A 19611-nucleotide genomic window follows, 5' to 3' on the forward strand; every position below is an offset into this window, starting at 1 on the left:
ACGGGCACCCGGAACATCGGCGTGCGTCGTATCCTGCTCGGACACTCGCTGCCGAGCCCGCCGGCCCAACGGCACCACCCCCCGCCCGTAAGTACCGGAACAACGTGAGCTCGTCAGTTCGTTGAGGAACAATTGGCGCTTTGCATCACGGCTGAGTGACCTGTTTTGCTTCATCGCTCAACGACGCATTGCAAGACTTGCTGAAAATCCCCCTTGACCGCACTAGCGACAGCCCCCTTGCGGGGTGACGTGGCCGTTCGACTGGAGTTGCACGTGGCCGGGCGCATCGAAGACTACGCACTCATCGGAGACATGCAGACCGCTGCCCTGGTCTGCCGGGACGGCACGGTGGACTGGCTGTGCCTGCCCCGCTTCGACTCGCACGCCATCTTCGCCGGCCTGCTGGGCAACGAGGAGCACGGCTTCTGGCGGCTCGGGCCCGCGTACGCCTCCGACCAGCAGCCGCCCACCGCGGCCCGGCGCAGCTACCGCGGTGACTCGCTGATCCTGGAATCCGAGTGGGACACCCAGCGGGGCACGGTCCGGGTGACCGATTTCATGCCGCCACGTGACGGCGCCCCGCAGCTGATCCGGATCGTGGAGGGCGTCTCGGGCCGTGTGCCGATGCGCTCGGCGCTGCGGATGCGGTTCTCCTACGGGCGGGTGGTGCCGTGGGTGCACAAGCACGAGGGGCGCACGGTGGCCGTGGCGGGCCCCGACTCCGTGTGGTTCGACACATCCGCCGAGACGTACGGCAAGTCGCTGACGACCTACGCGGATTTCACGGTCGCCCCGGGTGACCGGATCGCGTTCACGATCTCCTGGCAGCCCTCGCACAAGGAGCCGCCGCCGCTGCCCGAGCCGGAGCAGTCGCTGGAGGCGACGGAGGACTTCTGGCGCGAATGGGTCGACCACTGCACGTACCACGGCCCCTACCGGGAGGCCGTCGTCCGCTCGCTGATCACGCTGAAGGCCCTGACGTACGCCCCGACCGGCGGCATCGTCGCCGCGCCGACCACCTCCCTGCCGGAGGACATCGGCGGCGTCCGCAACTGGGACTACCGCTACACGTGGCTCCGGGACGCGGCGATCACCCTGTCCTCGCTGCTGCGCACGGGCTACCGCGAGGAGGCCCGCGCCTGGCGCGAGTGGCTGCTGCGGGCCGTGGCCGGCGACCCGGAGAACCTCCAGATCATGTACGGCATCGCCGGCGAGCGCGAGCTCGGCGAGGCGGAGCTGGACTGGCTGCCGGGCTACGAGAACTCCACCCCGGTCCGGGTCGGCAACGGCGCCGCGCACCAGCTCCAGCTGGACGTCTACGGCGAGGTCACCGAGGCCCTGCACCTGGCCCACATGACGGGTCTGGCGCGCAACGACTACGCCTCGCTGCTCCAGCTCAAGCTGATCCGCTACCTGGAGGACCACTGGCAGGACCCGGACGAGGGCATCTGGGAGGTGCGCGGCCCGCGCCGCCACTTCGTGCACTCCAAGGTGATGGCCTGGGTCGCCGTCGACCGCACGATCAAGCTGATCGAGTCCGGCGACGCCGACGGCCCGCTGGAGCGGTGGAAGGAACTGCGCGACGACATCCACCGTGACGTGTGCGAGAAGGGCTACGACAAGGAACGCAACACCTTCACGCAGTCGTACGGCTCGAAGGAGCTGGACGCGTCGCTGCTGCTGATCCCGCAGATGGGCTTCCTGCCGCCGGACGACAAGCGCGTCATCGGCACCATCGAGGCGATCCAGCGGGAGCTGTCCACGCCGGACGGCTTCATCCTGCGCTACCCGACGCAGGGCGACAACGAGGGCGTCGACGGCCTGCCGGGCGACGAGGGCGCGTTCCTCGCCTGCTCGTTCTGGATGGCCGACGACCTGGCGATGATCGGCCGCGTGGACGAGGCCCGCAAGCTGTTCGAGAAGCTGCTGTCGCTGCGCAACGACCTCGGCCTGCTGGCGGAGGAGTGGGACCCGCACCTCCAGCGCCAGGTGGGCAACTTCCCGCAGGCGTTCAGCCACGTGCCGCTCATCGACACGGCGCTGCGTCTGACGGCTTCCGGGGCCTACGGGGGCTGAACGGGCCCGACCGGGCCCGGCCACCTAGGCTGGAACCGGACGTTTTCCCCCTTTCGGAAGGGGGCGGCCATGGCTTCCCCTCTCGAAGGCGGGCGCGGCCCTCTCCGCGCTGCGCGAGGATCTGACCGGCGACGTGTTCGCTCCGGGCGACCCGGGCTACGACGACGCCCGGGCCGTCTTCAACGCCATGATCGACCGGCGGCCCGCCGTGCTCGCACAGTGCGCCGACGAGGACGACGTCGTGCGGGCCGTGCGGTTCGCCAGGGAGCTGGATCTGCCCGTCGCCGTTCGTGGCGGCGGCCACAGCGTGGCGGGCATGGCCCTGTGCGACGGCGGCGTGGTGGTCGATCTGCGCCGGATGCACGAGGTGACCGTGGATCCGGCGGCCCAGGCCGTCCGGGTCGCCGGCGGGGCCACGATGAGCCATCTGGACCGGGCCACCGAGCCGTACGGACTGGCGACGACCGGCGGCCGTGCCTCGACCACCGGCGTCGGCGGCTTCGTGCTGGGCGGCGGCACCGGCTGGCTCGACCGCTGCTGCGGGCTCGCCGTCGACAACCTGCTCGGTGTCGAACTCGTCACCGCCGACGGCTCCCGTGTCCACGCCAGTGCCGACGAGAATCCGGACCTGTTCTGGGCCCTGCACGGCGGCGGCGGGAACTTCGGCATCGCCACGGCGATGACGCTGCGGCTGCACGAACTGCCCGAGTTCTCCATCGCGATGGTGCTGTACCTGCCGGAACACGGCCCCGAGGTGGTCCGCACGTACCGCGAGCTGATCACGAACGGGCCCGACGAGGCGGGCGGCGGCGTCCTCTACTTCACCGGTCAGCCGGAGGAGTTCGTCCCCGAGCACCTCGTGGGCAGGCTCGTGTGCGGCCTGCTGCTGACGTACGCCGGCGGCGAGGACGACATGCGCAAGGTCGCCCAGCCCCTGCTGGCGCTGCCGCACGAGGCCGAGATCGTCGGCGCGATGCCGTACGCCGACGTCCAGTGCATGATCGACGACCCGCCGGGGATGCGGAACTACTGGTCGGCGGAGTACCTGACGGGCGCGCCCGACGACTTCGTGGACGTCTTCTGCGCCCGGGCCGGGCCCATGCCGGTGCCGACCGGCACCCAGCACGTGCTGTTCCCTCAGGGCGGGGCGATCGCCGGCGGCCCGGGCGAGTATCCGGTGCCCTACCGGGACGCGCCCTGGGCGGTGCATCCCTTCGGCATCTGGGCGGACCCCGCGGACGACGAACGGTGCGTGCGGTGGGTGCGGGACGTGCGCGCCGACGTACGGCCGTGGAGCACCGGCGCGGTCTACCTGAACTTCATCGGCGACGAGGGCACCGAGCGGGTGGTCGCCGGTCTGGGCGTCGAGAACACCCGCCGGCTTGCGGAGCTGAAGCGGCGTCACGACCCGGACAATGTGTTCCGCTTCAACCACAACATCACGCCGGCCTGAGGGCCGTGAGCGTCCGCTCCCCCGCCGGGTCACCCGCCGTGGCCGGGACCAGGGCGATCTCGTCGAGGCCGGCCTCGGCGTAGGCGTCCATGCGGGCGCGGACGGTGCCGGCATCGCCGACGAGGGCGACCGTGTTCGCGGCCTCGGGCGGCAGGGCCCGCAGCAGGGTCTCCGGGTCGGCTCCCTTGGCGGCCAGTTCGACGACCGCGGCGAGCCCCGCCTCGACGAACATGTCGCTGTAGCCCGGCACGGCGAGATAGCCGACGACGCTGCGCAGGACCTGCGTGAGCGTCTCCGGTTCCGGGTCCACGGCGGCGGGCAGCCAGGCGGCCAGCCGCGGCGGCGTACGCCCGGCCCGCTCGGCGGCGGCGAGCATCCGGGTCCGCAGCACGCGGACCTGCTCGGGGGAGACGAGGTCGAGCAGCATCCGGTCGGCGTGCTCCACCGCGGCGGCGATCGCGCGCTCGCCGAACGCTGCGACGGTGACCTCGCCTCCGGGCGGCGGCAGCCGGCGCGGGAAGCCGCTCCCGGGAACGATCGGCTCGCCCGGCGCGCCGTGCATCAGCGCGCGCACGGCCGCCGCCGACTCCGCGAGGGCGGCGGCGGGCCGGGTCCGCGGCCGGCCGTGCACGCCCTCGACGACCCGCTTGCTGGACGTGCCCAGGGCCACGCCGACCGGCCGGCCGGTGACGGCCGCGGTGGACGCGGCGCCCCGGACGATGGTGAGCGGGTCGCGCACCGACACCGGCACGGGCCCGGCCGTCAGCGTCGCCTGCCCGGTGGCCGCGCCGATCGCCGTCGCCAGGACGAACGAGTCCCACGTCGGCCCCTCGCCCGCCCACACCTCCCGGTAACCGAGCCGGTCGGCGAGCACCGCCACCCGCAGCGGCTCCTCGACCGGACTGTCGTCCTCCCGCCCTACGGCGACCACGCTGATGTCCATGACCGCGCCCGTACCCGGTCGATCACGCCGTAATCCGGAGAGATCCGCTGCGGACTCCCGGAGTTGATCGTCCCGGTGCCCCGCCGGAGATGTCCCGGAGGCACCCGCGCAGGTAGCGTCCGGCTCATGGAGACCGGGACGGACAGCGGCTACGGCACCCAGGCCGCCGGGATCACCGTGCAGCGGGCACTGGAGCTGCCGGGTCTGCGCAGCGGGCTGCCCGAGGTGCTGGCGGGCGCCGACCGGCTCGGGCGGACCGTGCGCTGGGTGCACGCCGGGGAGGTGCCGCACATCGCCTCGCTGCTCAAGGGCGGCGAGCTGCTGCTGACCACGGGCTACGGCCTCGGCACCCGCCCGGCCGAACAGCGGGCGTTCGTGCGCACGCTGGCCGAGCGCGGCATCGCGGCCCTGGTCGTGGAGCTCGGCCCGCGCTTCACACGGCTGCCCGCCGCCCTGGTCGACACGGCACGTTCGGCCGGATTGCCGCTCGTCCAGCTCCACCGCGAGGTGCCGTTCGTCACGGTCACGGAGGAGATCCACACCGAGATCGTCAACGGCCACTACGCGCTGCTCCAGCAGGCCGAAGAGGTGCACCAGCGGTGTACCCAGGCCCTGCTGGGCGGCGGCGGGGTGCCCCAGGTCCTCGGCATCCTGGCCGACTTCGGCGGCAACCCCGTCTTCCTGGAGACGGCGGACGGGCAGTTGCTGTACGCAGCCGGGGCCGGTCCCCAGGGTGCGGATCCGCTCCAGGTGTGGGAGGGGCTGCGCGGCCGGCAGAAGGACGAGCCGCCGCTCGCGGGCTCGGTCCTGGTGGACGTGCCGGGCGGCGGGCCCGGCAGCGGGGGCGTCCGCGCCCGCCTCGTCCTGCTTCCGGTGCGGGCTTCCCTGGCGCCGGTGCACCGGATGGCGGCGGAGCGGGCCGCGGGCATCCTGGCCGTGGTGCTGATGCAGGCACGGCAGGAGGAGGAGCTCGCGGCGCGCGGACGCGGCGACTTCCTCACGGACCTCGCCGAGGGCCGGGTCACGGCGGAGGACGCCCCGGCACAGGCGCGCGTGCTGGGCTTCCGCCCGGGTGACGGCCCGCTGCTGCCGGTCGTCATGCGGCTCGGGGACGCCCTGTCGCAGGGGGGAGGCTGGGCGGTGCTGGCCCGGGCGGTGTCCGAGGAACTGGCCTCCGTGGGCGTGCCGGCGCTGCTCGGGGTACGGCCGGTCGAGGGCCGGCTGCTGGTCCTGCTGGGGCTGCGCTCGGAGCCGGAGCGGGCGACGGTCGCGGACCGGGTCGCGGTGGCGCTGCGGGCCGGTGTGGAGCGAGCCGGGATGCTGCGGCCGGGCGGGCAGCCTCCCGTGGTGGTCGTGGGCATGGCCGGCGGCTGGACGGCTGCGGCCTCGGGCCTGCGGCACGCCGCCGAGACGGCCACGGCGGCCCAGGGCCTGCCGGACCGGCCCTGGTACGACGCCCGGCGCCTGGACATCGATCTGCTGGTGTGGCGGCTGCGCGGCCATCCGGACCTGGCCGCCTTCGTCGGCCGGGCCCTCGGCCCGCTCCTGGAACACGACCGGCGCTCCCGGCCGCCGCTGCTGCCCACCTTGTCGACCTACCTCGCCCACGCGGGCCGCAAGGCGGAGACGGCCCGGGAACTCCACCTCAACCGGCAGACCCTGTACAACCGCCTGGCGCGCATCGGGGAGTTGCTGGGCACGGACCTCGACGACCCGCAGACGGTACTGGCCCTGAGCCTGGCCCTGCGGGCCCGCAGGCACGTTCTCCGGAGCCCCGAGGTGCCCTAGGGCGTGTCCGCAAAGTCCCGCCTGCCCCGCGACGCCCGGCACGCACTCTCGCCGCACCGGCCGAACACCCACGTACAACCAGTACGCGGGCGTCCGCCCGGCACGCCGAGAGCACGCACCGAACGCCGCGGGGCCCGCCCTCCGGGCGGACGACGGGACTTTACGGACACGCCCTAGGCGAGGGGCCGGAGCTGGGTCAACTCGTCGTAGACACTGAGGACTTGGGCGACCGTCTCGTCCTCGCTCGGCCAGGTCGCCGCCTGCCGGGCGCCCTTGACCTTCAGCAGCTCCCGGCCCTCGGGGTCGCCGAGCAGGCGTACGACGGTGCCGGCGAGCGACTCGGCGTCGCCGGGCGGGACGAGTGCGGCCGCGTCGCCGACGAGTTCGGGGATGCCGCCGACGTCGGTGGCGACGAGCGGCACGCGCGCGTGGAGGGCCTCCTGGGCGAGGACGGAACGGGCCTCCTCCCATCGGCTCGGCAGCAGGGCGAGGTCGGCGGCGGAGAGCAGGTCGGTGATGTCGTCGCGCCGCCCGATGAGCCGGACGGGCAGCCCCTCGCCCTCGATCCGCTCCTGGAGTTCGCCGCGCAGCGACCCCTCGCCCGCGATCACGACCAGGGGCACGGGATCGAGCCGCCGCCACGCGCGCGCGGCGTCCAGCAGCACGTCGTACCCGCGGTGCCGCTCCAGGGAGCCGACGGCCATCAGCAACGGCCGTCCGATCGCGCCGAGTTCGGCGCGCACCTTGGGCCGCAGCCGGTCGGGGTCGTCGGGCTCCGCGGGCCTGCGGGGGCCGGGCAGCGCGACGGCCGCGAGCCGCGCGTCCCGCGCCCCGGTCCGCCGCGCCCGGTCCACGAGCGCCGAGGTCGTCCCCAGCACCACGGTGGCCGCCTTCACGACCCGCCGCTCCAGGACCCGCAGCAGCTGGGCGCGGGCCCCGTCGGCGTGCGCCCGGTCGTGCCACGTCACGACGAGCGGAGTCCGCACGCGCCGCCCGCTGAGAGCGAGCACGGTACGGAACGAGGCGTGCAGCCCGTGCGCGTGCACCAGATCGGCGTCGGCGCAGGCCGCCCGCAGGGCCGCCACCGACACCGGGTCACTGCTGCGCGGCACGTGCACGTGGTCGGCCCCGACGCCGCTGAAGTCGTAGGAGCGATCCGCCTCACAGGGGGCGCACACCGTGACTTTCACGCCCCTCGCGACCAGCCCCGCGGCCAAGGAACGCACATGCGCACTGCTGGCCGCGTTGCCTCCGCCCAGCACCTGCACGGTGCGCAACGGCGACTGGCCATGCGGTGAGTGGCTGCTCACGGGGGTCACGTGGCCGGGCTCCTGGTTCGGGTCGGGCGGTCACCGCGCAGGATCCCCGCGCGTACTCCGCCAAGGATGCCAGGACATATGCGGGTTCCGGGAACGCTCGAAGCCCGGCGGCGCGACAGTGGGGGCGCGGCATCCGGGGGATGCGCCGGGCCGAGTCACCCACACGAGTGAAGATCGGCGCTGCCCTCGGCAGACGTGACCGCTCCTCCCCTACAGATCCGCCCGAGCCGTCGCCAGCAGCTCCTCCGCGTGCGCCCGGGCCGTCTCCGAGTCCTCCTGGCCGGCGAGCATCCGGGACAGCTCCCGGACCCGCTCCTCGCCTTCCAGCACCTTCACACCGGAACGGGTGACCGACCCGTCGTTCGTCTTCTCGACCAGCAACTGCCGGTCGGCGAAGGCGGCGACCTGCGGGAGATGGGTCACGACGACGACCTGCGCGGTCTTCGCCAGACGCGCGAGCCGCCGGCCGATCTCGACCGCCGCCTTGCCGCCGACACCGGCGTCGACCTCGTCGAAGAGATACGTCGGCACGGGATCCGTTCCCGCGAACACGACCTCCACCGCCAGCATCACACGGGACAGCTCACCACCGGACGCGCCCTTGGCGATCGGCCGCGCGGGCGCCCCCGGGTGCGGGGCCAGCAGCAGCTCGACCTCGTCGGCACCCGCGGGCCCGTAGGCGACGGGCCGCCCGCCGACCTCGACGCCCTCCGGGTCCTCGGTCTGCCGGATGTCGAAGGACACGCGCGCGTGCGGCATGGCCAGCGAGGCCAGCTCGGCGGTCACGGCAGCCGCGAACCGATCGGCGGCCTCCGTCCGCGCGTCCGTCAACGCCTGTGCGAGTCCGCCCAGTTCGGCCCGCAGCGCGTCCCGCTCGGCGGTCAGTTCCCCGATCCGCTCGTCGTCGCCGTCGAGTTCGGTCAGCCGCGCGGCACTCCGCTCGGCCCAGGCCAGCACGGCGGCGATGTCCTCGCCGTACTTCCGCGTCAGCCCGGTCAGCGCGGCCCGCCGCTCCTCGACGGCCGCCAGCCGCAGGGGATCGGCGTCCAGGTCGTCGGCATATCCGGCCAGGTCCCCGGCCGCGTCCCGCAGCAGGATCCCGATCTCCCCGATGCGGTCGGCGAGCGCGGCCAGCGCCGGGTCGTGCGACCGTACGGCGTCCAGGGCCCGCTGCGCGCCCGCGACGAGCGTCCCGGCGTCGACGCCCTCGGGATCCTCCGGATTGCCCGCGAGCGCCGCGTGCGCGACCGCGGCGGCGGACGCCAGCGCCTCGGCGTGCCCGAGCCGCTCGGCCTCCTCGGCGAGCTCCACGTCCTCACCGGCCCGGGGCTCGACGGCGGCGATCTCGTCGAGCCCGTAGCGCAGCATGTCGGCCTCCTGGGCCCGTTCACGCGCACGCGTGGTGATCTCGTCGAGCTCGGCGGAGACGGCCCGCAGCCGCTTGTACGCCTCGCCGTACTTGACCAGCGGCACGGCGACCGCGTCGCCCGCGTACCGGTCGAGCGCCTGCCGCTGCCGGGACAGCTTGAGCAGCCCTTGCTGGTCGGTCTGCCCGTGCACGGCCACCAGCTCGTCGGCGAGCTCGGCGAGCACCCCCACGGGCACACTGCGCCCGCCCAGGTGCGCCCGCGAGCGCCCCTCGGCGGAAACGGTACGGCTGATCAGCAGCGCCCCGTCGTCGAGCTCGGCCCCGGCCTCCTCGGCGCGTACGGCGGCCGTGGCGTCGTCGGGGACGGTGATCCGCCCCTCCACGACCGCTTTCCCGGCCCCGATCCGCACGAGCGCCGGATCCGCGCGCCCGCCCAGCAGCAACCCGAGGCTGGTGACCACCATGGTCTTGCCCGCACCCGTCTCACCGGTGACCGCGGTGAACCCGGGCGACAGCTCGACAACAGCGTCGTCGATCACACCGAGCGACCGTATCCGCATCTCCTCCAACACGGACACGACCTTACGAGGTCCAGGCAAGCAATTGCGACTGGCCCGCCTCTGTCACCCACGCGGGTGGATACGGACCTCAAGGGGCGCGGGGCTGTATCAATATGCGGCTCCGCCGCGTGGGCGCGACCAGCCACAGCGGACCCGCACCCGCCGACGACGAGCAACCATCCCCCACAAACCGCTAGTGAGGAGCCCCCCGCCACCCGGAAACAGGCAGCGCAAACTTGGCCACCAGCCGATCCGTGAACGACGCATGATGCAGCCGAGCCAGCCGCACCGGCACAGCCCCCCGCCGCACCTCCACCCTGGCGCCGGGCGGCAACTCCACCGTCCGCCGTCCGTCACACCACAGAACCCCCGGCGGAATGTGTGGCAGAACCTCCACAGCCAACACAGAATCCGGCGATGTCACCAACGGCTTCGCGAACAAGGCATGCGCCGAGATCGGCACCATCAACAGCGCCTCGACCTCCGGCCACACCACCGGCCCGCCCGCGGAGAACGCGTACGCGGTCGACCCCGTGGGCGTCGCGCACACGATCCCGTCACAGCCGAACCCCGTCACCGGCCGCCCGTCGATCTCCAGGACGACCTCCAGCATCCGCTCGGCGGACACCTTCTGCACGGCCGCCTCGTTCAGCGCCCAGTCCGTGTGCACGATGTCCCCGTTGCGGTGCACCACGACGTCGACGGTCATCCGCTCCTCGACCTCGTACGCCTTGGTCACCACCCGGTCGACGACCTTGTCGAGGTCGTCCCGCTCGGCCTCCGCGAGGAACCCGACCCGCCCGAGGTTGACACCGAGCATCGGCACGCCCGACGCCCGCGCGAACTCGGCACCGCGCAGCAGCGTGCCGTCACCGCCCAGCACGATGAGCAGCTCGCACCCGTCGAGGCACTGCGGAGTGGCCTCCTTGACCAGCTCCACCTCGTCCGGCAGCGGCAGGTCACGCGCCTCGGCCTCCAGGACGCGCACGCCAAGACCTGAGCGCAGCAGCCCCTTCACCACGAGCTCGGCACTGCGCACGGCGGCGGGCCGCCCCGTGTGGGCGAGCAGGAAAACAGTACGAGCTCGGTTATCGGTCAACGGGGCCCCTCCGCCACTGCACGGTCGACATCGGCCGGGTCCAGTTCCGGTGCCCCGGCCCGCAGCCACAAAAAGTATTCGACATTCCCCGACGGCCCGGGCAGCGGACTGGCCGTCACGCCCTTCACCCCGAGCCCCAGTCCCCAGGCCTTACCGGCCACCCCCGTCACCGCTTCGGCCCGCAGCTGGGGGCTGCGTACGACTCCCCCGCTGCCCAGCCGCTCCTTCCCCACCTCGAACTGCGGCTTGACCATCATCACCAGGTCCGCGTCCGGCTTCACGCACCGCACCAGGGCTGGCAGGACCAGCCCGAGCGGGATGAAGGACAGATCCCCCACGACAAGATCCACAGGCTCCCCATCGATCTCTTCAAGTGTCAATTCGCGAACGTTCGTACGGTCCTTGACGGTGACGCGTTCATCCTTTTGAAGAGACCATGCGAGTTGTCCGTATCCGACGTCCACGGCGACGACGTGGGCGGCGCCCGCCCGCAGCAGGACATCGGTGAAACCGCCGGTGGACGCCCCGGCGTCGAGCGCCCTGCGCCCCTCGACGACCAGGCCCTGCGGCAGGAACGCCGTCAGCGCGCCGGCGAGCTTGTGGCCGCCGCGCGACACGTAGTCGGGGTCGTTCTCGTCGGCCGCCACGACGATCGCGGCCGCGGTCTCCACCTGCGTGGCGGGTTTGGTCGCGACGGTCTTGCCGACGGAGACCCGCCCGGCGGCGATGAGCTGGCCGGCGTGCTCACGCGAGCGCGCGAGCTTCCGGCGGACCAGCTCCGCGTCGAGACGGCGGCGTGCGACTCCTGCCACGTTCGGTTCAGCTCCCCTGTCCGTGCGTCGATGGGGGCGCCGGAGGTCCCGGGCGGGCGTCGAGCGCGGTGAGCGCGTCGCGCAGCCCCCGGTGTACATCCTCGTACACCTCGACGTGTCCGTCCGTGGCGAGGTGGTCCGCGTCGCCGAGCCGGTCCAGGGCCGCGTCCACGTCGGCGTCACCGGTGGGCGTGCGGGGCACGTTCAGCGGGGCGGGAGAGGCGGGGTCGTACCCGGGTTCGGGAGCGGGATCGTCCTCCGCCACCGCCGGGGTCTCGGGTACTGCGTCGTCCATGCCCCGACGCTACCGCGAACCGCTGCGGTACCGTCGACCGCGATGGCCACGATCGAGGAGTGCCGCAGCGCACTCGACAAGCTTTCCGACAACATGCAGCGCGCCGAAGGGGACGTCCGCGACGCCGCGGCCCTGGACCGTTCGGTGAGCTGCCACATCACGGACCTGGACGTCACCTTCGTCGGCCGTATGCAGGGCGGGCGGATCGTCGTGCGCGACACGATCCAGGGGCCGCCGCCCGACAAGGCCGAGATCAGGCTGGCCATGACCGGAGACGACCTGGTCGCCCTGGTCGACGGCGAACTGAGCTTCGCCAAGGCCTGGGGCTCGGGCCGGGTGAAACTGAACGCGGGCGTGCGGGACCTGCTCCAGCTCAGGAAGCTTCTGTAGCGGCCGCCTTCCCGGCCCCGGCCCCTGCTCCGACGCGTGCCTTCCGCGCCGCCGGAACGACCAGCGGCGTGCCCGTCTCCGGGTCGTCGATGACCTGGCAGCGCAGTCCGAAGACCTCCTCGACCAGGCCGGCCGTGACGATGTCCTTCGGCGCGCCCTCGGCGATGATCCGACCCTCGCGCAGGGCGATGAGGTGCGTGGCGTAGCGGGCGGCGTGGTTCAGGTCGTGCAGCACGGCGACGAGCGTGCGCCCCTGCTCCTCGTGCAGCTCCGCACACAGGTCCAGGACGTCGATCTGGTGCTGGATGTCCAGGAACGTCGTCGGCTCGTCGAGCAGTAGCAGCGGTGTCTGCTGGGCGAGTGCCATGGCGATCCACACGCGCTGGCGCTGACCGCCCGAGAGCTCGTCGACGTACCGGTCGGCCAGCTCGGCGACGCCGGTCTGCCGCATCGACTCCTGGACGACCCGCTCGTCCTCGGTCGACCACTGGCGCAGGATGCCCTGGTGCGGGTACCGGCCCCGGCCCACCAGGTCGCCGACGGTGATGCCGTCGGGCGCGATGGACGACTGGGGCAGCAGACCGAGGGTCCGCGCGACCTTCTTCGCGGGCATCGACTGGATGGTCTGGCCGTCGAGCAGCACCCGGCCCTCGCTGGGCTTGAGCATCCGCGACAGCGCCCGCAGGAGCGTCGACTTGCCGCACGCGTTGGGGCCGACGATCACGGTGAAGGAGTTGTCGGGTATCTCCACCGACAGTTGCTCGGCGATCACCCGCTGGTCGTAGGCGAGGGTGACGTTCTCGGCGGACAGACGGTTCACGGTGCTCCTTCGGTTCTTGCTCATATCCGGCCCGCCTTGCGTTCGGTGACCAGCAGCCACAGCAGGTAGACGCCGCCGAGCACGCCGGTGACCACACCCACGGGCAACTGCTCGGCGCCGAACGCCCGCTGCGAGAGCCAGTCGGCGATGACCAGCAGGGCGGCGCCCATGCTCAGGGAGGCCAGCAGGTTCGGGCCGGGCGCACGGGTCAGGCGCCGGGCCAGCTGCGGCGCGGTGAGCGCGACGAAGCTGACGGGACCGGCGGCGGCGGTCGCGGACGCGGTCAGCAGCACGGCCGCCACCATCAGCAGCAGCCGCACGCGCTCCACCCGCACCCCGAGGGCGTACGACACGTCGTCGCCCATCTCCATCATCCGCAGTCCGCGCCCGTTGCACAGGACCAGCGGCACGAGCACGGCGCACAGCCCGAGGAGCGGCCAGACCTGGGCCCAGTCACGGCCGTCGAGGGACCCGGTCATCCACACGACCGCGCGCGCCGCGTCCACGATGTCGGACTTGGTGAGCAGATAGCCGTTGACCGCCGTGACGATCGCGGAGACGCCGATACCCACCAGCACCAGCCGGTAGCCGTGCACGCCCCGCTTCCAGGCGAGCACGTAGATGGCGAGGCCGGTCACCAGGCCGCCCACCAGCGCGCCGGCGGCGACCTGGTTCGCGCTCCCGGAGAACAGCACGATCACCGTGAGCGCGCCGGCCGTCGCCCCCTGCCCGAGGCCCAGCACGTCCGGACTGCCCAGCGGATTGCGGGAGATGGACTGGAACAGCGCGCCGCCGAGTCCGAGTGAGGCGCCGACCAGCAACCCGACCAGGACCCGTGGCAGCCGTAGTTCGTTGACGATGAACTCCTGGCCCGCGTTGCCCTCGCCGAACAGCGTCCGCAGCACGTCGGCGGCCGGGATCGGGAAGTCGCCGGTGCCGATGAGCACGACGCTCGCCGTGAGCGCCGCGACCAGCAGCAGGAACACGACGGTGAAGGCCCGCACGTCCAGGCGCACGGAGAGCCCGCCCGGGGTCCTCACAGTACGGTTGGTGGTCTTCACAGCTGAGCCGTCCTCCGCCGTCGTACGAGATAGATGAACACCGGACCGCCGAGGATCGCGGTGATGATGCCCACCTGGAGTTCCGCGGGCCGGGCCACGATCCGGCCGATGACGTCGGCGCCGAGCAGCAGCACGGGCGACAGGATCGCCGCGTACGGCAGGATCCAGCGCAGGTCGGGCCCGGTGAAGGACCGCACGACGTGCGGAACCATCAGCCCGACGAACACGATCGGCCCGCAGGCCGCGGTCGCCGCCCCGCACAGCACGGTCGCGGCCAGCATGGACAGCGCCCGCGTCCGGTTCAGGTTGGCGCCGAGCGCCTTGGCGGTGTCGTCGCCCATGGCCATGGCGTTGAGCGGCCGGGACAGGGCCAGCGCCAGGACCATGCCGGCCAGCAGGAACGGCAGGACCTGCCGGATGGTCGATTCGTTCGCCGCGGACAGCGAACCGACCGTCCAGAACCGCATCTTGCCGAGCGCCGCGTCGTCCATGATCATCACGGCCTGGAGGTAGCCGTAGAGCGCGGCGCTGATCGCCGTACCGGCGAGCGCGAGCCGCACCGGCGTCGCGCCCCGGCTGCCGCCGAGGAACCACACCAGCGCCCCGACCGCGGCCGCGCCGAAGAACGCGAACCAGACGTAGCCGCTGAGCGAGGTGATCCCGAGGAACGTGACGGCCGTGACGACCGCGGCGGACGCGCCCGCGTTGATGCCGAGCAGTCCGGGGTCGGCCAGCGGGTTGCGCGTGAGCGCCTGGAGAACCGCTCCGGCCAGGCCGAGGGCGGCGCCGGCGAGCAGCCCGAGCACGGTCCGCGACAGCCGCTCCGCGACGACGACGTCGCCGTACGTCCCCGAGTCCTCGAACAAGCCGTGCCAGACCTGCCCGAGGGACAGCTCTTTCGCTCCGATCGCGATACTCGCCAGCGCGACGAGCACCAGGATCGCGACGGCCAGGAGGAGCCCAAAGGCCCGTATCGCCCGTCGGGTCGGGGGCGCGGGGGCGGTCTCCGCGCGCTGTTCAGGGGGACTGTCGACCAACACGCAGGTTAGGTTAGCCTACCCTGCCATTCGACCTCGATCCGGAGCCCGGCCGCCGCCACGCACGCCCGGCCGGAGCGTGCCCGCGAACCACGGATCCAACCGTCACTCAAAGACCAAGCCTCGCCAGCGACTTCCCCCCGTCGAGCTCGCACACACCCGCACCGGCGGCCGTCCACGCCGCGGCGCACAACGCGCGCAGCCCGTCCAGCGCCTCGCCGTCCCCGTCGAGCTCCAGCCGGTCCGCACCGGCCCTCGCCGTCCAGCCACCGCACCGGAACCCGCCGTCGTCCGCCGCGGCGACCTCCGGCTGACCGCCGAGCATCCCCCGCAGATCGGCGTCCACGTACGTCGGCCGGTGCTGCGGCGGCGCGGCCAGCAACTGGGCGCCGTCGGTCACGCCGGTCAGCACGAGCAGCGAGTCGACGTCCCCGTTGAACGCGCCCTCGATGTCCGTGTCCAGCCGGTCCCCCACCACCAGCGGCCGCTCGGCCCCGGTCCGCAGGATGGTCTCCCGGTGCATCGGCGGCAGCGGCTTGCCCGCGACCTGAGGCTCGGCGCCCGTGGCGATCCGCACGACCTCCACCGCAGCGCCGTTGCCCGGCGCGATCCCCCGCCCGCTCGGAATCGTCAAGTCGGTGTTCGAGGCGAACCAGGGCACACCGCGCGCGACGGCGTAACTGGCCTCCGCGAAACGGCCCCACGGCAGCTCCGGACCGCCGTATCCCTGCACCACCGCCGCCGGATCGTCGTCCGCCGACTCGACGGGCACGAGCCCGCGCTCGCGCAGCGCCACGCGCAGCCCGTCACCGCCGATCACCAGCACACGGGCGCCCTGCGGCACCTGCTCACTGATCAGCCGCGCGACCGCCTGCGCCGAGGTGATGACATCGTCCGCGCCTGTCGGTATGCCCAGCTCGGTCAGATGCTCGGCGACCGTGTCCGGAGTCCGCAGCGCGTTGTTGGTGACGTACGCCAGACGCATCCCGCCCGCCCGGGCCGTGGCCAGCGACTCGACCGCGTGCGCGATCGCGCTCCCGCCCGCGTACACGACACCGTCCAGGTCGAGCAGCGCCGTGTCGTACGCCTCGCTCAGGGCCTGCCCACTGCCCTCGGGCCTCGTCCTGACGCTTCGGCTCATCCCGCATCGCTCCTCGTTCGACGGCTTTCCCCCGATCATCCCCCATGCCACTGACACCCGTACGATGCCGGGATGAACACAGCAGGTCACTCGGAAGCAACAGAGCGCCGAGGCCTGGAACTCACCCCGTTCCGAGGCCTTCGATACGACCCCGACCGGGTCGGCAGCCTGGCCGCAGTGACGTCCCCGCCGTACGACGTCGTCGTCCGCCCCGACGGAGTGCACCATCTCGAGTCCGCCGACCCGCACAACATCGTCCGGCTGATCCTCCCCCAGGCCGCCACCCCCGGCGCCCGCAACGACCAGGCCGCCAAGACCCTGCGCCGCTGGCTGTCCGAGGGCGTCCTGACCACCGACCCCGATCCCGGCCTGTACGTCTACGAGCAGCGGGACAGCAACGGCATGCTGCAACGCGGCGTCATCGGCGCCCTGCGCGTGTCGGACCCGGCCGAGCAGGTGGTGCTGCCGCACGAGGACGTCATGCCGCACATCGTCGCCGACCGCGCGGCCCTGATGCGGGCCACCTCCGCGAACCTCGAACCCCTCCTGCTGACCTACCGCGGCGACGACTCGACGACCGCCACGGCGGACCTGATCGAGCGCACCGCCGAACAGCCACCGCTCCTCGCGACCACCACGGAGGACGGCTTCAGCCACCGCCTGTGGTCGGTCACAGCCCCCGCCGACCTGGCCACGATCCAGGCCGGCCTGGCCCGTCACCAGGCCCTCATCGCCGACGGCCACCACCGCTGGGCGACCTACCGCCGCCTCCGCGCGGAACACCCCTCCCCCAGCCCGTGGGACCACGGCCTGGTCCTCCTGGTCGACACGGCCCGCTACCCCCTCCGCGTCCGCGCCATCCACCGCCTCCTCCACGACCTGCCGGTCGGCGACGCCGTGGCCGCCCTGGACGGCCGCTTCCGCGTCCGCCGCCTCGAACTCCCGCTGGCCGAGGCCCTGGAGGCACTGGCGGACGCGGCCTGCGCGGGCAACGCGTTCCTGCTCGCCGGCGACGGTTCCTTCCACCTCGTCGACCACCCGGACCAGGATCTCCTGGCCCGCACGGTCCCCGCCGACCGCCCCACCGCCTGGCGAACGCTCGACGCGACGGTCCTGCACGCCACGCTCCTCGACCACGTCTGGGACATCCCCGAGGACTCCCCCGCGCACATCACCTACATCCACGACGCGGCCGCCACGGTGGCGAAGGCGGAACGCGACGGCGGTACGGCCGTTCTGATGCACGCGGTCCGCGAGGAGGTCGTCCGCGACCTGGCCCGGCAGGGCGTCACCATGCCACGCAAGTCGACGTCGTTCGGCCCGAAGCCGGCCTCCGGCCTGGTCCTGCGCGCGCTGGACCTCTGACGCGCTGGTTCTGGCACACGAAAGGGGCGGATCCCGACCGGAATCCGCCCCCTCTGCCTCTACGCGACGTCAGTCCTTCTCCTCCACGGAGGCCTCGCCGCCCTCATCCTCGTCCTCGCCCAGGGCGTCCACGAACTCCACCCCGTCCAGCTCGGCGAGCCGGTCCGAGGCGTCCGTGCTGCCGTCCCGGTCGGCCTCCACGGCCTTCGCGAACCACTCCCGCGCCTCGCCTTCCCGCCCGGCCGCCAGCAGCGCGTCCGCGTAGGCGTACCGCAGCCGTGCGGTCCACGGCTGCACGGAGTTGGAGGCCAGCTCCGAACTCTGCAGCGTCACGATGGCCGCGTCCAGCTGCCCCATGTCCCGCCGCGCACCGGCCGCGACGAGCCGCATCTCGACCTGCCCGGCCTTGTCGAGCTTGTGCACCTCGGGCGCCCCGGCCATGTCCAGCGCCTTCTCCGGCCGCCCCAGCCCACGCTCGCAGTCGGCCATGACAGGCCACAGATCGATGTTCCCGGTCATCCGCTTGGCGGCCCGGAACTCGGCCAGCGCCTCGCCGTACTTCTGGCTGGCGTACGACGCGAACCCGGCCGCCTCCCGCACGGCGGCGACACGCGACGCCAGCCGCAGCGCCACCCTGGAGTAGCCGTACGCGCCCTCGGGGTCCTCGTCGAGGAGCCGCGCGACCATCACCAGGTTCTTCGCGACATCGTCCGCAAGCGTCTTCGGCAGGCTCTGGAGCTCCTGCCGCACGTCCTTGTCGATCTCTTCGCCCGTGACGTCCTCGGGGATCGGCAGCCGCTTGATCGGCTCCCTGTCCCGCTCGCGCTCGTCACGGAACCGGCCGCCGCCACGACGGTCGTCCCGACGGTCGTCGCGCCGGTCGTCACGGCCCCGGAAGCCCCCGGGCCGCCCACCGCGATCGTCGCGACGCGGCCCTCGCCCGCCACGGTCGTCGCGGCCACGGAAGCCGCCGCGCTCGCCGCCGCGGTCGCCGCGCGTATCGCGAGTGTCGCGCTCGCCGCGGGTGTCGTCCCGCCGGAAACTCCCACGCCCACCACGAGGGGCATCATCACGCCGGAAACCGCCACGGTCCCCACGGTCGTCCCCACGACGGTCATCCCGTCGGTCATCCCGTCGGTCGTCGCGTCGGTCATCCCGTCGGTCGTCGCGTCGGTCATCCCGTCGGTCGTCACGTCCCCGGAACCCGCCGCGGTCGCCGTCGCGCCGGAAGCCGCGGTCCCGGTCATCACCGCGGAAACCACGGCCTGGGGCGTCCCGGCGCTCTCCGCGGTCGTCACGGCGGGGGAATCCGCCGCGGTCGCCCTCACGCCTGTCATCGCGACGGTCGTCGCGCCTGTCGTCCCGACGGTCGTCCCGTCGGAATCCACCGCGCTGTCCACGGTCGTCGTCTCCGCGTCGGACATCGCCCCGGCGGTCGTCGCGCCGGCCGTAACCGCCACCACGGTTGTCGTCACGCCGGAAACCGCCCCGGTCGCCGCCCCTGTCTCCCCGGTCGTCCCGCCGCTCACCACGGTCGTCACGGCGGAACGCGGGACGCTCGCCACGGTCGTCACGCCGGAAGGAGGGACGGTCACCACGGTCGTCACGCCGGAACGGGGGACGCTCCCCACGGTCGTCACGCCGGAAGGAGGGACGGTCACCGCGGTCGTCACGCCGGAACGGGGGACGCTCCCCGCGGTCATCACGCCGGAAGGAGGGACGGTCACCACGGTCGTCTCGCCGGGAATCTCCCCGATCACGATCGTCCCTGCGCGGCCCTCGGTCACGGTCGTCGCGCCGGCCGTAGCCACCACCGCGGTTGTCGTCACGCCGGAAGCCACCACGCTCCCCGCGGTCGCTTCGCTCACCTCGGTCGCTCCGGCCGCCACGGTCGTCCCGACCGCGGAAGCCACCACGGTCTCCACGGTCCCCGCGCTGACCGCCGCGGTCGCTCCGGTCCCCCTCCCGTCGCTGCTGGTCGCGCTCCGGTCGGTCGTCGGGAGAGTTGGTGGACATGGTGACTCCTGTCTTCGGTACTGCAAGTCATTCTCGCGCAGCCGGGTGCCCAGCGCGCAGTGCAAAA

17 protein-coding genes are annotated in these 19611 nt (G+C 73.0%); 5 read left to right on the forward strand and 12 right to left on the reverse strand.

Annotated features, from left to right (window positions below; translation table 11 throughout):
- Nucleotides 1-273: 273 nt before the first annotated feature.
- Nucleotides 274-2076 (forward strand): glycoside hydrolase family 15 protein, encoded by a 1803-nt coding sequence (locus CP976_RS10030; protein WP_150480027.1) that lies wholly within the window; start codon nt 274-276, stop codon nt 2074-2076.
- A gap of 133 nt (nt 2077-2209) precedes the next feature.
- Nucleotides 2210-3529 carry an FAD-binding oxidoreductase gene (locus CP976_RS10035; protein WP_229876122.1) on the forward strand — a complete coding sequence of 440 codons (1320 nt, stop codon included), beginning with the start codon at nt 2210-2212 and terminating at the stop codon, nt 3527-3529.
- On the opposite strand, the gene CP976_RS10040 is transcribed toward CP976_RS10035, so the two are convergent.
- Nucleotides 3516-4472: an LLM class F420-dependent oxidoreductase gene (locus CP976_RS10040; RefSeq protein ID WP_150480029.1), complete on the reverse strand. Its 957-nt coding sequence runs from the start codon at nt 4470-4472 to the stop codon at nt 3516-3518. The two genes, CP976_RS10035 and CP976_RS10040, sit on opposite strands and share 14 nt — an antisense overlap.
- Before the next feature lie 126 nt (nt 4473-4598).
- On the opposite strand from CP976_RS10040, the gene CP976_RS10045 reads away from it, so the two are divergent.
- Complete coding sequence (locus CP976_RS10045) at nt 4599-6260, forward strand: PucR family transcriptional regulator (RefSeq protein WP_150480030.1); 1662 nt, start codon at nt 4599-4601, stop codon at nt 6258-6260.
- A 173-nt stretch (nt 6261-6433) separates the two neighbouring features.
- Here the strand turns inward: CP976_RS10045 and CP976_RS10055 are convergent, their stop codons facing one another.
- The 5 genes from CP976_RS10055 to CP976_RS10075 form a co-directional block, all read right to left on the reverse strand.
- Complete coding sequence (locus CP976_RS10055; protein ID WP_150480031.1) at nt 6434-7579, reverse strand: glycosyltransferase family 4 protein; 1146 nt, start codon at nt 7577-7579, stop codon at nt 6434-6436.
- A 210-nt stretch (nt 7580-7789) separates the two neighbouring features.
- On the reverse strand, nt 7790-9508 hold the full coding sequence (gene recN / locus CP976_RS10060) for a DNA repair protein RecN (protein WP_150485296.1): 1719 nt from the start codon (nt 9506-9508) through the stop codon (nt 7790-7792).
- A gap of 193 nt (nt 9509-9701) precedes the next feature.
- Nucleotides 9702-10607 carry an NAD kinase gene (locus tag CP976_RS10065; protein WP_086848094.1) on the reverse strand — a complete coding sequence of 302 codons (906 nt, stop codon included), beginning with the start codon at nt 10605-10607 and terminating at the stop codon, nt 9702-9704.
- A complete protein-coding gene (locus CP976_RS10070) occupies nt 10604-11419 on the reverse strand; it encodes a TlyA family RNA methyltransferase (protein WP_086848095.1) in 816 nt (271 codons plus the stop codon). Before CP976_RS10070 ends, CP976_RS10065 begins: the two co-directional genes overlap by 4 nt.
- Nucleotides 11420-11426: 7 nt before the next feature.
- A complete protein-coding gene (locus tag CP976_RS10075) occupies nt 11427-11714 on the reverse strand; it encodes a hypothetical protein (RefSeq protein ID WP_150480032.1) in 288 nt (95 codons plus the stop codon).
- 42 nt (nt 11715-11756) lie between these two features.
- Here CP976_RS10075 and CP976_RS10080 point away from each other — a divergent pair, with 42 nt between their 5' ends.
- Entirely contained in the window at nt 11757-12104 is a 348-nt protein-coding gene (locus CP976_RS10080; RefSeq protein ID WP_150480033.1) for a sterol-binding protein, read from the forward strand.
- Here CP976_RS10080 and CP976_RS10085 read toward each other — a convergent pair.
- The 4 genes from CP976_RS10085 to CP976_RS10100 form a co-directional block, all read right to left on the reverse strand.
- A complete protein-coding gene (locus CP976_RS10085) occupies nt 12088-12948 on the reverse strand; it encodes an ABC transporter ATP-binding protein (RefSeq protein ID WP_150480034.1) in 861 nt (286 codons plus the stop codon). The genes CP976_RS10080 and CP976_RS10085 overlap by 17 nt on opposite strands.
- The gene (locus tag CP976_RS10090; protein WP_150480035.1) at nt 12945-13985 is read right to left on the reverse strand and encodes a FecCD family ABC transporter permease; all 1041 of its coding nucleotides are present in this window, start codon (nt 13983-13985) and stop codon (nt 12945-12947) included. Before CP976_RS10090 ends, CP976_RS10085 begins: the two co-directional genes overlap by 4 nt.
- The gene (locus tag CP976_RS10095; protein ID WP_150480036.1) at nt 13982-15025 is read right to left on the reverse strand and encodes a FecCD family ABC transporter permease; all 1044 of its coding nucleotides are present in this window, start codon (nt 15023-15025) and stop codon (nt 13982-13984) included. The genes CP976_RS10090 and CP976_RS10095 overlap by 4 nt, the downstream gene beginning before the upstream one ends.
- A 106-nt stretch (nt 15026-15131) precedes the next feature.
- Nucleotides 15132-16163, reverse strand: a complete 1032-nt coding sequence (locus CP976_RS10100) for an HAD hydrolase-like protein (RefSeq protein ID WP_150480037.1) — start codon at nt 16161-16163, stop codon at nt 15132-15134.
- Between the two features lie 72 nt (nt 16164-16235).
- On the opposite strand from CP976_RS10100, the gene CP976_RS10105 reads away from it, so the two are divergent.
- The gene (locus tag CP976_RS10105; RefSeq protein ID WP_150480038.1) at nt 16236-17528 is read left to right on the forward strand and encodes a DUF1015 family protein; all 1293 of its coding nucleotides are present in this window, start codon (nt 16236-16238) and stop codon (nt 17526-17528) included.
- 69 nt (nt 17529-17597) lie between these two features.
- On the opposite strand, the gene CP976_RS43260 is transcribed toward CP976_RS10105, so the two are convergent.
- Both CP976_RS43260 and CP976_RS43265 read right to left on the reverse strand, forming a co-directional pair.
- Nucleotides 17598-18323, reverse strand: a complete 726-nt coding sequence (locus CP976_RS43260; protein ID WP_193504660.1) for a tetratricopeptide repeat protein — start codon at nt 18321-18323, stop codon at nt 17598-17600.
- Entirely contained in the window at nt 18215-19453 is a 1239-nt protein-coding gene (locus CP976_RS43265; RefSeq protein ID WP_208838988.1) for a hypothetical protein, read from the reverse strand. The genes CP976_RS43260 and CP976_RS43265 overlap by 109 nt, the downstream gene beginning before the upstream one ends.
- Nucleotides 19454-19611: the final 158 nt, after the last annotated feature.

The organism is Streptomyces coeruleorubidus (assembly GCF_008705135.1).
Lineage (GTDB): Bacteria > Actinomycetota > Actinomycetes > Streptomycetales > Streptomycetaceae > Streptomyces > Streptomyces coeruleofuscus.

Coding starts and splice junctions, on each gene's coding strand:
- CP976_RS10040 (WP_150480029.1), bottom strand. CDS start 4,472: ATGGACATCAGCGTGGTCGCCGTAGGGCGGGAGGACGACAGTCCGGTC.
- CP976_RS10045 (WP_150480030.1), top strand. CDS start 4,599: ATGGAGACCGGGACGGACAGCGGCTACGGCACCCAGGCCGCCGGGATC.
- recN (WP_150485296.1), bottom strand. CDS start 9,508: ATGCGGATACGGTCGCTCGGTGTGATCGACGACGCTGTTGTCGAGCTG.
- CP976_RS10075 (WP_150480032.1), bottom strand. CDS start 11,714: ATGGACGACGCAGTACCCGAGACCCCGGCGGTGGCGGAGGACGATCCC.
- CP976_RS10080 (WP_150480033.1), top strand. CDS start 11,757: ATGGCCACGATCGAGGAGTGCCGCAGCGCACTCGACAAGCTTTCCGAC.
- CP976_RS10085 (WP_150480034.1), bottom strand. CDS start 12,948: ATGAGCAAGAACCGAAGGAGCACCGTGAACCGTCTGTCCGCCGAGAAC.
- CP976_RS10100 (WP_150480037.1), bottom strand. CDS start 16,163: ATGAGCCGAAGCGTCAGGACGAGGCCCGAGGGCAGTGGGCAGGCCCTG.
- CP976_RS10105 (WP_150480038.1), top strand. CDS start 16,236: ATGAACACAGCAGGTCACTCGGAAGCAACAGAGCGCCGAGGCCTGGAA.